This window comes from Nonomuraea sp. NPDC049607 (genome assembly GCF_040675375.1).
GTDB lineage: Bacteria > Actinomycetota > Actinomycetes > Streptosporangiales > Streptosporangiaceae > Nonomuraea.
Window position 1 is genome coordinate 35301 of sequence record NZ_JBFAOV010000021.1, and the last position, 13761, is coordinate 49061.

14 protein-coding genes are annotated in these 13761 nt (G+C 69.7%); 5 read left to right on the forward strand and 9 right to left on the reverse strand.

The window, feature by feature from the left end; translation table 11 throughout:
* Window positions 1-10: 10 nt before the first annotated feature.
* The 3 genes from AB0J97_RS32915 to AB0J97_RS32925 form a co-directional block, all read right to left on the reverse strand.
* Window positions 11-1387, reverse strand: coding sequence for a hypothetical protein (locus AB0J97_RS32915; protein ID WP_364095920.1), 1377 nt, complete (start codon window positions 1385-1387; stop codon window positions 11-13).
* 72 nt (window positions 1388-1459) lie between these two features.
* Entirely contained in the window at window positions 1460-2239 is a 780-nt protein-coding gene (locus tag AB0J97_RS32920; protein WP_364095923.1) for a class F sortase, read from the reverse strand.
* Window positions 2239-3549, reverse strand: a complete 1311-nt coding sequence (locus AB0J97_RS32925; protein ID WP_364095926.1) for a hypothetical protein — start codon at window positions 3547-3549, stop codon at window positions 2239-2241. The genes AB0J97_RS32920 and AB0J97_RS32925 overlap by 1 nt, the downstream gene beginning before the upstream one ends.
* Before the next feature lie 268 nt (window positions 3550-3817).
* On the opposite strand from AB0J97_RS32925, the gene AB0J97_RS32930 reads away from it, so the two are divergent.
* Both AB0J97_RS32930 and AB0J97_RS32935 read left to right on the forward strand, forming a co-directional pair.
* A complete protein-coding gene (locus AB0J97_RS32930; protein ID WP_364095929.1) occupies window positions 3818-4963 on the forward strand; it encodes an acyl-CoA dehydrogenase family protein in 1146 nt (381 codons plus the stop codon).
* Window positions 4964-5006: 43 nt separating this feature from the next.
* Window positions 5007-5168 carry a hypothetical protein gene (locus tag AB0J97_RS32935; RefSeq protein ID WP_357708225.1) on the forward strand — a complete coding sequence of 54 codons (162 nt, stop codon included), beginning with the start codon at window positions 5007-5009 and terminating at the stop codon, window positions 5166-5168.
* A 13-nt stretch (window positions 5169-5181) separates the two neighbouring features.
* On the opposite strand, the gene AB0J97_RS32940 is transcribed toward AB0J97_RS32935, so the two are convergent.
* Window positions 5182-5610 (reverse strand): MarR family winged helix-turn-helix transcriptional regulator, encoded by a 429-nt coding sequence (locus tag AB0J97_RS32940; RefSeq protein WP_364095933.1) that lies wholly within the window; start codon window positions 5608-5610, stop codon window positions 5182-5184.
* Window positions 5611-5630: 20 nt separating this feature from the next.
* Between AB0J97_RS32940 and AB0J97_RS32945 the strand changes: the two genes are divergently transcribed.
* Window positions 5631-5993 carry a MarR family transcriptional regulator gene (locus AB0J97_RS32945; protein WP_364095936.1) on the forward strand — a complete coding sequence of 121 codons (363 nt, stop codon included), beginning with the start codon at window positions 5631-5633 and terminating at the stop codon, window positions 5991-5993.
* Here the strand turns inward: AB0J97_RS32945 and AB0J97_RS32950 are convergent.
* The 3 genes from AB0J97_RS32950 to AB0J97_RS32960 all read right to left on the reverse strand — a co-directional run bounded on the left by AB0J97_RS32950 (window position 5990) and on the right by AB0J97_RS32960 (window position 9840).
* On the reverse strand, window positions 5990-6793 hold the full coding sequence (locus AB0J97_RS32950) for an alpha/beta fold hydrolase (RefSeq protein WP_357708221.1): 804 nt from the start codon (window positions 6791-6793) through the stop codon (window positions 5990-5992). The two genes, AB0J97_RS32945 and AB0J97_RS32950, sit on opposite strands and share 4 nt — an antisense overlap.
* Window positions 6790-9012, reverse strand: a complete 2223-nt coding sequence (locus AB0J97_RS32955; RefSeq protein WP_364095939.1) for a SpoIIE family protein phosphatase — start codon at window positions 9010-9012, stop codon at window positions 6790-6792. The genes AB0J97_RS32950 and AB0J97_RS32955 overlap by 4 nt, the downstream gene beginning before the upstream one ends.
* A 123-nt stretch (window positions 9013-9135) precedes the next feature.
* On the reverse strand, window positions 9136-9840 hold the full coding sequence (locus AB0J97_RS32960; RefSeq protein WP_357708219.1) for a metal-dependent transcriptional regulator: 705 nt from the start codon (window positions 9838-9840) through the stop codon (window positions 9136-9138).
* Window positions 9841-9942: 102 nt separating this feature from the next.
* Between AB0J97_RS32960 and AB0J97_RS32965 the strand changes: the two genes are divergently transcribed.
* Entirely contained in the window at window positions 9943-10566 is a 624-nt protein-coding gene (locus tag AB0J97_RS32965; protein WP_364095943.1) for a UdgX family uracil-DNA binding protein, read from the forward strand.
* On the opposite strand, the gene AB0J97_RS32970 is transcribed toward AB0J97_RS32965, so the two are convergent.
* Together AB0J97_RS32970 and pdxH are read right to left on the reverse strand one after the other, a co-directional pair.
* Window positions 10512-11798, reverse strand: coding sequence for an MFS transporter (locus AB0J97_RS32970; protein ID WP_357708215.1), 1287 nt, complete (start codon window positions 11796-11798; stop codon window positions 10512-10514). The two genes, AB0J97_RS32965 and AB0J97_RS32970, sit on opposite strands and share 55 nt — an antisense overlap.
* Window positions 11799-11808: 10 nt before the next feature.
* Window positions 11809-12486 carry a pyridoxamine 5'-phosphate oxidase gene (pdxH, locus tag AB0J97_RS32975; protein WP_357708213.1) on the reverse strand — a complete coding sequence of 226 codons (678 nt, stop codon included), beginning with the start codon at window positions 12484-12486 and terminating at the stop codon, window positions 11809-11811.
* A 153-nt stretch (window positions 12487-12639) separates the two neighbouring features.
* Here pdxH and AB0J97_RS32980 point away from each other — a divergent pair, with 153 nt between their 5' ends.
* On the forward strand, window positions 12640-13746 hold the full coding sequence (locus tag AB0J97_RS32980; protein ID WP_357708212.1) for a citrate synthase 2: 1107 nt from the start codon (window positions 12640-12642) through the stop codon (window positions 13744-13746).
* Window positions 13747-13761 lie beyond the last annotated feature (15 nt).

Genomic DNA, 13761 nt, shown 5'->3' on the forward strand with positions numbered 1-13761 from the left:
GCCACGCCGCTCAGCCCCTGCCCGCAGTACGCCGGCGCAGCACCAGCCCACCGGCCGCCGCGGCCGCGATCAGGACGGTGCCGGTGAGGACGAACAGCCGCCCGTCAGGCCCCGCCATACCCCCGGCCCCGGTGTCGGCCCCGGCCTTGGGGGTCTTCGACTTGTCGGGCGGGGTGACGGTCACGGTCGCGGTGCTGGTCTTGGTGGGCTTGGGGGTGGTCGTCGTGGGGGTCGGACTCGGGCTGGGGCTGGGGCTGGGCGACGGGCTCGTCCCCGTGCCGGCCGCCACCTGGAAGGTGAAGTTCTTGAGGCCCGTCGTGGGAGCCACGCACTTGATCACGCTGCCGGTGGTCGCCGTGGCCGAGGTGCCGAGGATCAGGTCGCCGGGGGTGAGCGTCACCGTGCCGGTCGTGGTGGGCTTCACCTTGAGGGTGACGCTGGGCAAAGTGGTGATGTCCTGCCCGACGACGACGTTGGTCAGCGCGCCCTCGGCCGCCGCGGGCTGGGTGACCCCCGCGCCGGACGCCTTCATGTTGAGGAAGTACTTGCCGCCGCTCGCGGGGAAGCCGGTGGGGGCCTTCAGCGTGTCAAGGCTGCTGGTCTCGATGGTGCTGGTCCACGAGATGCTGACTTCGTCGTTCGCCTTGGCGTTGGTGGGCAGGGTGCCAGGAGTGATCTTGATGTCCACGTCGGCCGGATAGGCCGGATCGTTGATCGTCGTGTCCACCAGATCACACTTGTACGCGACCACATCCGTCCCGGTACCGCCGCCTCCGGTTCCGATGGGAATGTCGAGGACCTCGGTGGTAGACGCTGGAGTACAAGTCGCCACGCTGCTCGGGTTGGTAAGGAGACCGAGCTTGATTTCGCCGGGCTTGATGCTCACCTTGCCCGTCGTGGTGGCGCCGACCGACACCTTGTACTTCACTTCGCCAGCAGGAACGGCAGCGGTGTTCGCTGTGACAGCTGCTCCCTGCTTCACTCCGGGATCAGTGACTGTCCCTCCTGTTGGGGTCAACGCCACCGTGGCCTGCACATACGTCGCCTGCGTGGCCGGAGTCGTCTGCGTCAGCCCCGGAATGCCGACCGACAGGTCGAAGGTACCGCCCGCAGCGACCGAGTCAGGGCCGGTGAGCGTCACGCTGAGAGGAGTGGCGCCAAAGGTGAAGGGCCCACCCTGGCAGGTGTAGCTGAACGTCTTCGGGGCCGCCGCTTCGGCAGGGAAGGACAGGCCGACCACCGAGCCGACGGAGACGGCGAGTGTGCCCATCAATCCCAAGGCGGAGGTCTTGTGGGCGAGGCGGCGCCACGCCTGGGACGTAAGCACGGGTCCATCTCCGTTCAGCGCAGTGTCAACAGTCGTGCCAGAATTCCAGCCGATGGTCACGGTTCGGTTGAGATCCTACGAACTGTCCCTGTCAACTTCCCGTAAAACGCAAAATTCGCCCCAAAAACCCCATCAGCCCTTCGTCTTCGACAGGGTCGCGTACACCACGATGTTGTCGGTGTAGCTGTGCGCCTCCTTGTTGAAGACGCCGCCACACGTGATCAGCCTCAGCTGCGAGTCCTTGGTGTTCCCGTACACCCGGGACGTCGGGAACGACGACTTGCTGACCTGCTCGATCCCGCTCACCGTGAACCGGGTGACCTTCCCGTCCGACCGGTACACGTAGATCTGGTCGCCCTTGGCCAGCTCGCGGAGGCGGTCGAAGACGGCGGGGCCCTTACGGGTGCTCACGTGGCCGTTGATGACCGCGGGCCCGAGCTCGCCCGGAACCGGCGAGAAGCGGTACCAGCCGGTCTGGTTCGGCCTGGTCAGCGGCGGGGTGCCCAGGTTGCCCTTGATGTCCACGGTGACGCCGCCGATGGGGGCGTTCACCTTGATCTTGGGGATCTTGATCCGGCTGGGCCGGGCCTTGGCCTTGGCGGCCTTGGTCTTCGCCTTGGGGATCGGTGGCACGGTCGGCGCGGCGGCCAGCGGCGGCGGCGCCTCCGGCCGGGCCGGGGTCAGCGTCGCGCCCTTGCCGCCCGGACCCACGGTCGCGGGCAGCACGAACGCGCCGGCGTTCTCGATCTGCACGGTGGTCGGCCGGTCGGCGGCGGCCAGCGTGCCGGAGCCGTCGTCCACCTTGGGCGCCACGGAGAGCAGGCCCACCATGATCGCGCCGACGCCGGCCAGCGAACCGGCGATCAGCAGTCCGGGCATCGCCCGCTGCATCGGAGTCTTCTGCTCGGCCATCACTTCGTTCCTCCCGCGTGCGCGGCCCTGCGCCGGCGCAGAGCGAGCCCGCCGCCCGCGCTGCCCATGAGCAACATCGCCCCACTGGCCATCAGCCCGTACGGCCGGTCCGGCTCGTCGGGCGCCTCACCGGTGTCCACCCCGCCCTTGGGGATCTTGGCCACCTGCGCCCTGACGTACGTGGTCGCCGTCGGGCCGGTCGCGGTGGGCGTGCTCGTGCTGGTACTCGTCCCGGTCGCCGCCGGCACCACGATCACGTGCCCGAGCCCGCTGCTCGGGGTGGGCCGGGAGTGGTTCCGCGTGGGGGTGCTGGTCGCGGTGGACGTGCCGGTGTTGGTGGGGGTGGTCGTCGGAGTCGTCGTCGGCGTCGTGGTGGGCGTAGTCGGGGTCGAGCTCGGGGACGGCGACGTGGAGGGGCCCTGCACGATGATCTCGACGGTGTCCGGCCTGCTGGTGACGGTGCAGGTGGCTCTGTGGAGCGTGGGGGGACTGATCATTTCGCGGTTCAGGAGCTTGAAGGCGTCCAGGTTGACGGGCGCGTCGTCGAGGCTCCTGATCGTGACGGTGTGCTTGCCGTAGTCGAGGTCGTGACGCTTCCAGAGGCTGACGTTGCCTTCGATCGCGTTCGTGTCCTGGCCGTTGGGCAGCTTCTTGGGGTCGACGCGCCCTGTGTCGTCGTCGTCCACGGTCACGTTGACGGTGCTGACGTCCGGCATGCGGCGGCCGATGTACTCGAACCCCGTCCCGGTGAAGGTGATGCTGGCGCTGTCTCCCTTGACGTCGCTGGTGTGGACGTCACGCAGCCAGTCCTTGTACTCGGGCCGGGTCGAGCCCACATGCTGCCAGTTCCCGGTGTAGGTCACCCGGTCGGTTCTGTCGTCGTTCACGATGATCTCTTGCTTCGGAGGGACGAAGTCCACCGTCATGCCCTGGACGGTCAGCTTCAGCACGCCCTCTTCGGTCAGCGCGGCCTCCGACGCGAGCCCCTCCGGGGGCTCCAGCCGGACGTTCGGTTCGAGCGCCGCCTGGTCCTTCGAGCCCTTCGGCTGGAGCACGCCGGTCCACGCGCCTTCCGCCTGGACGTTCCCGAGAACCGAGACCCTCGCCCCCGCCTCGAAGTAGTCCGGGGACATGAACCTGCGAGCGCCGGTGTATTCGAGCGACCAGGTGAGCGCCAGGTTGCCGCCCTTCTGCGCCACCGTGGGAATGCCCACTCGCGCCCTGAGGGTCACCGGCCCGTCCCCTGCGACCCCGCCTCTGCAGCTGTAGTCGACCACCAGGTTGAACGTGCCCGCATTCGCGGGTGGCACGGCCAGGAGACCAGCCGTCGCCACGGAACCGATCGATGCGGCGAGCAACGCCCTGCGCCACCGACTCACGGGACACTCCGATCATCACAAATAGACCGAGGGTAGATCTTAGAGTCGAAAACACCCCCAACGCAGGCCGATTCCCTCAAGTTCCAGCACTTGTGATGAAGCCGTGTCCCCCGCTGTCCTCCTCGCCCGAAAAGCGGGTATACCTCCGGGTAACAGAATCGTATTCTGTCGTGCACGACACCTGCTTGGAGGCGAACCGATGCAGCGAGACCTCTTCGACGAGGAGCACCTGCTCTTCCGGGAAACCGTGCGCGAGTTCATGGCCCGCGAGGTCGTGCCGCACCACGGCCAGTGGGAGAAGGACGGCATCGTGCCCCGCGAGGTCTGGAAGAAGGCCGGCGAGCTCGGCATGTTCGGCTTCGGCGTCCCGGAGGAGTACGGCGGATCCGGCATCACCGACTTCCGCTACAACGCGGTGATCGTCGAGGAGATCATCGGGAACGGCGCCTCCGGCCTGGGCTTCTCCCTGCACAACGACGTCATGGCCCCGTACGTCGTCGAACTCACCGACGACGGGCAGAAGCAGCGCTGGCTGCCCGGCTTCGCCTCCGGCGAGCTCATCACCGCCATCGCGATGACCGAGCCGGGCGCCGGCAGCGACCTCCAGGGCATCAGGACCACCGCCGTCCGCGAGGGCGACCACTACGTGGTCAACGGCCAGAAGACGTTCATCACGAACGGCGTCAACGCCGACCTCGTGGTCGTGGTCGCCAAGACCGACCCGGACGCGGGCGCCAGAGGCACGACGCTGATCGTGGTCGAACGCGGCATGGACGGCTTCCACCGCGGCCGGAACCTGGACAAGGTCGGCATGAAGGCCCAGGACACCGCCGAGCTGTTCTTCGAGAACGTCCGGGTGCCGGTGGCCAACCGTCTGGGCCCGAACGAGGGCGAGGGCTTCTTCCACCTGATGAACAACCTGCCCCAGGAACGCCTGTCGATCGCCGTGGCGGCCGTGGCCGCGGCGGAGGCGGTGCTGGAGCAGACGATCGAGTACTGCAAGACCCGCCAGGCGTTCGGCCGCAACATCGGTTCGTTCCAGAACACCCGCTTCGTCCTGGCCGAGCTGGCCACCGAGACGGAGATCGCCCGCCACTACGTGGACAAGTGCATCCTGGCGCTCAACGCCAAGCAGCTCACCGTCGTGGACGCGGCCAAGGCCAAATGGTGGACCACCGAGCTGCAGAACAAGGTCATCGACCGTTGCCTCCAGCTCCACGGCGGCTACGGCTACATGATGGAGTACCCGGTCGCCAAGGCGTGGCTGGACAGCCGCGTCCAGACGATCTACGGCGGCACCACCGAGATCATGAAAGAGATCATCGGCCGGTCCTTCGGATTCTGACGGCAGCCGCGCGCCGGGCCGGGCCGCGCCGCATACTGTCAGCATGGACGGCGGCCTGATCCTCCTCGTTTTCCTGGCGTTACTGTTCGCCTGGGGGCTCAACCGCGTGCGCAGGGCGTTCCGGTTCGGCCCCGTCGGCTACGTGGGCGTGATGATCGTGTTCATCATCGCCATGCTGCTCGTCTGGGGCCAGACGATGCGCTGACGCCGGGAGCGCCTCAGCCCGGCATCCCCTCCACGAACCGGGTCAGCAGCCGGGCGAACTCGGCCCGCTCGGCCGCCGACCAGTCTGCCGTGGCCGAGGCGAAGGCCGCCTGCCTGGCCTGCCGGGCCTGTCCGAGCGCCGCGACGCCCGCCTCGGTCAGCACCAGCCACGCCCGCCGCCCGTCGGCCTGATCGGCCTCCCGTCGCACCAGCCCCGCCGTCACGGCCGCCGTCACGAGCCGGCTCGCCCGCGGCTGGTCGACGTTCAGCGCCTCCGCGACCATCGACACGGTGACCTGCCCGCCGGCGCCCTCGACCACGTCGAGCACCTCGAACTCGGGCCCCGTCGCGCCCTGTCGCCGGGCCAGCGCCCGCCTGCTCTGCCTGCGCCTGATCGCGACCATCGCGCGTTCGATCGCGGCAATTTCCTTGTCTTCATGCATATAGTTGTTATTGTACATGCATGGACAAACCTATCGGATACTGGGTGAAGCACCTCGACAACCTGCTGGAGGACGCGATGGGCCAGACCCTGTCCGCGTACGGCGCCTCGCGCAGGGAGTGGCAGCTTCTCCACGCCACCGCCCACGATCAGAACGCCGCCGCGCTGGCGCCGTTCGAGGGCGTGGAGGAGGCCGTACAGAGTCTGACGTCGAGGGGATGGCTCGCGGACGGAGAGCTGACCGCCGAGGGAAGGGCCACGCACGCCGCGGTCTCCGAGCACGTCACCCGATTCAGGCGGCGCATCACCGAGGGCGTGAGCCCGCAGGAGTACCTGACCGCCGTCGACGTGCTGCGCCGCATGGCGGCCAACGCCGAACGTTAGCCGGCCGCCCGGTCGGCCTCCAGTACGACCCGGGCGACCAGCCCGGGATCGTCGCTCATCGGCACGTGCCCGCAGCCCTTGAGCAGCCTGACCCGCTGCCCCGACCACCGCGCCGCGCGGACGGCCTGGCGGCGCGGCAGCAGCCGGTCACGCTCGCCCCACGCGATCGTGACCGGGCACTTGGGCGGAGCCGGCGGCATCAGCCCGCCGAACGACTCCAGCGTCTCGTCGAACCCGGCCGCTCCGGCCAGCGCCTGCGTGGCCGCGACGAGCCCGGCGGGGTCGAGCCGGCCCGGCCGGGCGACCAGGATGCCGCTGGACAGGGCGCGCGTGAACGGGCTGCCGGCCGCCATGGCCGCCTGCTCCGGCGACATCGCGCGGGCCGAGCCCCGCAGGGCCTTCAGCATCGACTGGCAGTAGAGCAGCTCGGACCGCGACCAGAACCCGGCCGGTGACAACGCGGTCGCCGTGCGCACGACGCCGCGCGAGGCGAGTTCGAGCGCGATGTAGCCGCCGAGCGAGTTGCCCACCACGTGCGGCTCCCGGATGCCGAGCAGCGCGCAGAACGACTCGACCGCGTCCGCCAGCGACTCCGCGGTGTACGGGATGCCCGCCGGCAACCGCGGCGACACCCCGAAACCTGGCAGGTCGATCGCGATCACCGTGTGGTCGGCGGCCAGCCGGTCCATCACGGGCAACCACGCCTGCCAGTGGTGTCCGATGCCGTGGACGAGGATCAGCGGCTCGCCGGTGCCCCGGCGCTCGAAGGCCAGCTCCATGCGGCCCAGTGAACCACTCACCTGCGCCGGGTGGGAATCTCGAACCAGACCGCTTTGCCTTCCCTGGTGGGACGGGATCCCCAGCGCTTGGCGAGCTGGTCGACCAGGTAGAGACCGCGGCCGCCCTCGTCGTTCTCACCGGCGCTGCGGATGCGCGGCAGGCGCAGGTCCTGGTCGAACACCTCGACCCAGACCGACTCCTCGCCCCTGCGCAGCCTCAGCGTGAACTCCTTGTCGCCGGCCGGCTCCTCCTCGAAGCCCGGCATGTCCCAGGAGTCCTCGAACGGCAGCGGCGGCCCCTCGACGACCAGCTCCCGGCGCGGGGAGTTGGCGGTGGAGGCGTGCAGCACCACGTTGGTGACGACCTCGGAGACGAGCAGGCAGGCCAGCTCGGCCCGTTCTTCGGGCACGTTCCAGCCGGAGAAGGCCTCGGAGGCCATGCGGCGCGCCTCGCCGACCATGATCGGCTGGGCCGGGAAGGTGCGCTCCTCGACGTCGAGGTCGACGTCGCTGGAGCGGACGACGAGGATCGCCATGTCGTCGTCGATCTCGCCGGGCACCGCGACCGTGGCGGCGTCGGCGATGCGCTCGACGTCGGCGTCGGCCATCTTGGCGAGCTTCTCGCACAGCACGCCGAGCGTCTCCTCCTCGCTCGGCATCCGCCCGTCGCGGCCCGGACGCCGATCGACCAGGCCGTCGGTGTAGAGCAGCAACGCCGCGCCCGGCGGGAGGGTGCGGGTCTCCTCCTTGTAGACCAGGTCGGCGTGCAGGCCCTTGGCCCGGACGCCCAGCGGCTGGCCGACCTCCTCGATGTCCATCTCCAGGCACTGGCCGTCGACCACCAGCAGCGGCGGCGCGTGCCCGGCGTTGGCGAAGGACAGCTGGCGGGACCAGGCGTCGTAGACCAGGTACTGGCAGGTGACGATGGGCGGGATGCTGACGTCGGCGCCGTTGTCGTCCTGCTCGGGGGTGGCGATGATGCGGGTCCACTCGTCGAGCCTGGCCAGGATGTCGGCGGGCGACTTGTCGTCCTGGGCGAAGGCCCGCAGCGCCGCCCTGAGCTGGCCCATGATGGCCGCGGCCTTGGCGCCCCTGCCCTCGACGTCGCCGATCACGATGCCGACCCGGCCGGCCGAGAGCGGGATCACGTCGTACCAGTCGCCGCCGACCTGGGTCTGGATGCCCTGGCCATGGGAGGCGAGGGGGGCCGCCGGGTAGTAGCGCACCGCGATGTCGAGGCCGTCGAGCTGGGGCAGCGCCCGCGGCAGCAGGTGCTTCTGGAACGACTCGGCCGTGTGACGCTCCTCCTCGAACAGCAGCGCGTTGTCGATCGCGAGGGCCACGCGGGTGGCGATGGCGCCCACGAAGTCGCGGTCGAAGGCGTCGTAGTGGGGGCTGCGCCGGTCGGTCAGGTTGGACAGGCCGAGGTACATCAGGCCCAGCGTCTCGCCGCGCACCAGCAGGGGGGCGACGATGGCCGAGGTCATGCCGATCTCGCCGGCCAGCCGCGCGCTGCCCTCGTGGGGCATCGGGTAGCTGGTGGTGGAGAAGTCCTCCACCAGGATGGTCTCCTGGCGGCGCAGCGCGGTGTCGGCGTAGTGGCCGGAGGGGTAGCGGATCTCCGCGCCCACCGGCTTCCACGTGCCCGCGGGCGGGGTCCAGCCCTGGACGTGCTCCGAGACCCGGCGGACGAGCCGGTCGCCCTCCATGAGCTCGATGAAGCAGTGGTCGGCGAACTGCGGGACGAGCATCTCGGCGACGCGCTTGAGCGTCTCCTCGACGTAGAGCGAGCCGGCCAGGCGTTCGCCGATGCGCTCAAGGAGCCCGAAACGGTCTTTCTCGCGTTCGTTGCTGCGCAGGGCCTCGCGGGCCAGGATGACGATGCCGGTGACCGAGCCGGACGGGTGACGCAGCGGCACGGCCTGGGCGCGGACGTAGACGATCGTGCCGTCGCCGCGCCTGACGTCGAACGTGCCCTCCCACACGCCACCCTTGAGCACGTGCTTGGCCAGCTCGATCGCCTGCGGGTGGTCCTTGTCCATGATCCCGAGGGACAGGACGGACGCGTCACGTGCCGGCGCCTTGCCGGGACGGCCGAACAGCTGCTCGGCGAAGGGATTCCAGTAGAGGAGATTGCTGAAGCGGTCTGTCACGACCACTGCCATTTCGGCATGGTCCAGAACGGACCCGGCACCAAGGTGATCAGCCGTTTCTTGTGACAGATCCCCCCATCGCTTCATCCGGAGACCACTCCTTGGGGTGGCTTGTGCGCACAGCGGACCACGGGCGCTCCTGCAACTGTCTTGGCCAGGGGAGAGTGGAGGGCCTCCCGAGAGGGATTCAACCAAGTGGCTGCGCGCGCGTCAGCGCTTGGAGACAAAAACGTGCGCGGCAACGTCACGCGGAAGCTCCGCGGGAGTGTCGTTCGCGTCACCGTCACCTGTCACCCGCACACCGTCGTCGCTCGCCGCGAGCGTCACCTCGCGTCCGGGTTGTATCCCAACTTGCTTGAGTTTAAGCATCACAGCAGGATCGCTTTGCACTTGTTCGCTGATCCGGCGCACCACGACCGGAATGTCCCTCGGCCCGGCGGCCTCGGACATCGAGGTCAGGACGTTGGCCGCGCCCTCGGCGGCCTCCGGCGCCCCCAGCTCGGCCAGCCCCGGGATGGGGTTGCCGTGCGGGCAGACCGTGGGGTTGTCGAGCAGCGTCACCAGCCGCGCCTCGACCGACTCGGACATGACGTGCTCCCACCGGCACGCCTCGATGTGCACCTCTTCCCAGGGAAGGCCGATGACCTGGGTGAGCAGGCATTCGGCCAGACGGTGCTTGCGCATCACGCGCGTGGCCAGCGTGCGGCCCAGGTCGGTCATCGACAGATGCCGGTCGCCCTCGACGCGGACGAGGCCGTCGCGCTCCATGCGGGCGACGGTCTGGCTCACGGTGGGGCCGCTCTGCTGGAGGCGCTCCGCGATGCGGGCGCGAAGGGGGACGATGCCCTCCTCTTCGAGCTCGTAAATCGTGCGGAGATACATCTCCGTCGTGTCGATCAGGCCGTGTGCGGTCAAGGCTCCTCCCAACTGAAATGCTACGCCGGTCGTGGCGGGGACTGAGCCCGTCCGCTACGGGCACAGAAGTCTTCAGGAACCCTATTGGGAGAACGACCGACGATGGTTAAGGACGGCAACAACGGGGCGGCCGAGTTCCTTCCCGACCGGCGTGATCTCGGCTCCCTGCGGACCGCGGCGGCCCGCTGCGAGGGCTGCGACCTGTACGCCGCGGCCACCCAGACGGTGTTCGGCGAGGGCCCCGAGCAGGCCCGCTTCATGCTGGTCGGCGAGCAGCCCGGCGATCGCGAGGACCTGGAAGGGCATCCTTTCGTGGGTCCTTCGGGACGCGTGCTGGACCGCGGGCTGGAGGAGGCGGGAATCGAACGGGACGCGGTCTATTTGACAAACGCCGTCAAACATTTCTCCTTCACTCCGCGGGGGAAGAGAAGGATCCACCAGAAGCCGACGGTGGCCGAGATCGAGGCCTGCCGGCCGTGGCTCGGCGCGGAGCTGGCGCTGGTGCGGCCCGAGGTCGTCGTGGTGCTCGGCGCGACGGCGGCCAGGTCGCTGCTGGGCAGGGCGTTCCGGCTGACGGAGCACAGAGGCGAGCCGGTGCCGCTCGGCGACGCGCTCGCGGTGGCCACGATCCACCCCTCGGCGGTGCTGCGCGCGCCCGACAGGGACGCGGCCTACGCGGGCTTCGTCTCCGACCTCAGGGCCGCGGCGCGGGTGTCGGAGCGGTAGTCGCGGAACGCGGCCACCGACAGGCCGACGACGAGCACGGTGACCGCGCACGCCAGTCCCCCGCCCACCCAGGCGCCGGTGAGCCCGAAGGCGGTCGCGGTCGCCCCGGCGCGCAGGTCGCCCAGGCGCGGGCCGCCCGCCACCACCACCATGAACGCTCCCTGCATGCGCCCGCGCATCTCGTCGGGGGCGTAGAGCTGCAGGATCGACTGCCGCCACACCGACGAGATCACGTCGGCCACGCCGCCGACCGCCATGAACGCCACGACCAGCCACAGCTCGCCCACCAGCCCCGCGGCCGCCACGGCGAGCCCCCACATGGCGATCGCCAGCACCAGCGCGAGGCCCTGGCGCGAGACGCGGCCCACCCAGCCGGAGAACAGCGCGCCGGCGACCGAGCCGATGGCCATGGCCGAGGTCGCCCAGCCGAGCGCGGTCATCGAGCCGCCGAAACGTTCGGCGGCCAGTTCGGGGTAGAGGGCGCGCGGCATGGCGAAGACCATCGCGATGATGTCCACGACGAACGACATCAGCAGCACCGGGCTCCTGGCGATGAAGCTGAGGCCCTCCCAGACCGCCCGGGCCCCTGGACGTCCCACCTCGGTCAGCGGGGGCAGGGCGGGCAGCCTGAGGGCCGCGTAGAGGCCGGCGCTGAACAGCAGGGCGTCCACCGCGTAGGCGGCGGCGTAGTTGGGGTGGTCGCCGCCGGTGGCCAGCAGCACGCCGCCGAGCATCGGGCCGACGACCGCGCCGAGGCTGTAGACCAGCGAGTTGAGCGCGTTGGCGGCCGGCACCAGCTCGGGGTCGAGGATGCGCGGGATCACCGAGCCCCTGGTCGGGCCGGTGATCGCGAACCCGGTGGCGTTGACCGCCGTCGCCGCGAAGATCAGATAGACGTTGCCCAGCCCGAGCAGGGCCTGCGCCAGGATGACCAGAGTGGCCGCCCAGGTGATGAGCGAGCCGATGACGAGCAGCCTGCGCCGGTCGAAGGCGTCGGCGACGGCCCCGCCCCACAGCCCGAAGACCAGCAGCGGGATCAGGTTGGCCATGCCGAGCAGGCCCACCCAGAGCGAGGAGTGGGTCAGGTCGTAGACCTGCTGGCCGACCGCCACGACGGTGACGGCGACGCCCACGTTCGAGACCGCCTGACCGGACCAGATCCGGCGGTAAGCGGGCACGGCCAGCGGCCTGGTGTCCACAAAATGACGTTTGACCAGTTCCCCGAATGCCACCTAAGGCAATTTAAGGGGCAAGTCTTTCCAAGGCCCACCCGGGTCGGGTACGCCGGTACCGCAGCCTGTCGTGCATCCGGTCCAGCTGTCCCTGCCAGAACTCCACCTCGATCGGGGTGACCCGGAAGCCGCCCCAGAAGTCGGGCACCGGCGGATCCTCCGGCCAGCGGGCGGCCAGCTCCTCGTAGCGCTCGTCCAGCTCCTCGCGCGAGCGGACGACCGCCGACTGGCGCGAGGCCCAGGCCCCGATGCGCGAGCCGTACGGGCGGGAGTTGTAGTAGTCGGCCGACTCCTGGTGGGAGATGCGGGCGACCGTGCCCTCGATGCGGATCTGGCGGCGGATGGCGTGCCAGGGGAACAGCAGCGAGGCTCGCCCATTCTCGGCCAGGTCGCGGCCTTTGCGGGACTCGTAGTTGGTGTAGAAGATGAAGCCCTGTTCGTCGTAGCCCTTGAGCAGGACGGTCCTGGCGCTCGGCCGGCCGCCCGCGGAGGCGGTGGCGAGGACCATGGCGTTGGGTTCGGGCAGGCCGGATTCGAGCGCCTCCTGGAACCAGACGGTGAACTGCGCGATGGGGTCGGACGCGAGGTCGGTTTCGAGCAACGGCTCGCCCTCGTACGTTCGGCGTAGCCCCGCCAGCAGGGGCGGGCGCGGGGTGGCATCCACGAGAAGGTATTCTTGCGCGCTCATGTGGCAGATCCCACAGAAGGCTCCCTACCAGCGGGTTTGGCGTTTCGGCGGGTCCCGAGACCGACCATGAGCTGGGAGGGGGTTAAATTGACCCGCCGGTATCTCGACATCAAGGCATTGCCGTTACATGGCAAGAAAGGGAGGCGGCCGAGCATGTCCGACTTCAAACCCGGCCTCGAAGGCGTCGTAGCTTTCGAGACCGAGATCGCGGAACCGGACAAAGAAGGGGGCGCCCTTCGATACCGGGGCGTCGACATCGAGGAGCTGGTCGGCCGTGTCCCGTTCGGGCACGTTTGGGGCCTGCTGGTCGACAACAAGTTCCAGCCGGGCCTGCCCCCGGCGGAGCCGTACCCCATCCCTGTCCACTCCGGTGACATCCGTGTAGACGTGCAGAGCGCGCTGGCCATGCTGGCTCCGGCCTATGGCTTCAAGCCCCTGCTCGACATCAGTGACGAGGAGGCCCGCGACCAGCTCGCGCGCGCCTCCGTGATGGCTCTCTCCTTCGTCGCGCAGTCCGCGCGCGGCCTCGGCCTGCCGATGGTGCCGGAGAGCCGGGTCGACGAGGCGAAGACCATCGTCGAGCGTTTCATGATCCGCTGGCGCGGTGAGCCTGATCCCAAGCACGTCAAGGCCATCGACGCTTACTGGACCTCGGCCGCCGAGCACGGCATGAACGCGTCCACGTTCACCGCCCGCGTCATCGCCTCCACCGGCGCGGACGTGGCGGCGGCGCTGTCCGGCGCCGTCGGCGCCATGTCGGGCCCGCTGCACGGCGGCGCCCCCGCCCGCGTGCTCCACATGATCGAAGGCGTGGAGCAGCTCGGCGACGCCAAGAAGTACGTCCAGGGTGAGCTCGACAAGGGCAACAGGCTCATGGGCTTCGGCCACCGCGTGTACCGCGCGGAGGACCCGCGCGCCCGCGTGCTGCGCCGTACCGCCAAGGAGCTCGACGCGCCCCGCTACGAGGTCGCGGCGGCGCTGGAGCAGGCCGCCCTGGAGGAGCTGCACGCCCGCAAGCCCGACCGGGTGCTCGCCACGAACGTCGAGTACTGGGCGGCCGTGGTGCTCGACTTCGCCGAGGTGCCCTCGCACATGTTCACCTCGATGTTCACCTGCGCCCGCACGGCCGGCTGGGCCGCGCACATCCTGGAGCAGAAGCGCACCGGAAGGCTGGTGCGGCCGAGCGCCAACTACATCGGCCCGGCGTCGCGCCCGCTCAGCGACGTCCCCGGCGCCTCCGAGGTTGCCGGCACGATCTGACACGATTTCGCCCGT

Excerpts from the sequence above, each read along its gene's own strand:
- AB0J97_RS32920 (WP_364095923.1), bottom strand. The coding sequence starts at position 2,239 with ATGGCCGAGCAGAAGACTCCGATGCAGCGGGCGATGCCCGGACTGCTG.
- AB0J97_RS32930 (WP_364095929.1), top strand. The coding sequence starts at position 3,818 with ATGCAGCGAGACCTCTTCGACGAGGAGCACCTGCTCTTCCGGGAAACC.
- AB0J97_RS32935 (WP_357708225.1), top strand. The coding sequence starts at position 5,007 with ATGGACGGCGGCCTGATCCTCCTCGTTTTCCTGGCGTTACTGTTCGCC.
- AB0J97_RS32940 (WP_364095933.1), bottom strand. The coding sequence starts at position 5,610 with ATGCATGAAGACAAGGAAATTGCCGCGATCGAACGCGCGATGGTCGCG.
- AB0J97_RS32945 (WP_364095936.1), top strand. The coding sequence starts at position 5,631 with ATGGACAAACCTATCGGATACTGGGTGAAGCACCTCGACAACCTGCTG.
- AB0J97_RS32955 (WP_364095939.1), bottom strand. The coding sequence starts at position 9,012 with ATGAAGCGATGGGGGGATCTGTCACAAGAAACGGCTGATCACCTTGGT.
- AB0J97_RS32965 (WP_364095943.1), top strand. The coding sequence starts at position 9,943 with ATGGTTAAGGACGGCAACAACGGGGCGGCCGAGTTCCTTCCCGACCGG.
- pdxH (WP_357708213.1), bottom strand. The coding sequence starts at position 12,486 with ATGAGCGCGCAAGAATACCTTCTCGTGGATGCCACCCCGCGCCCGCCC.
- AB0J97_RS32980 (WP_357708212.1), top strand. The coding sequence starts at position 12,640 with ATGTCCGACTTCAAACCCGGCCTCGAAGGCGTCGTAGCTTTCGAGACC.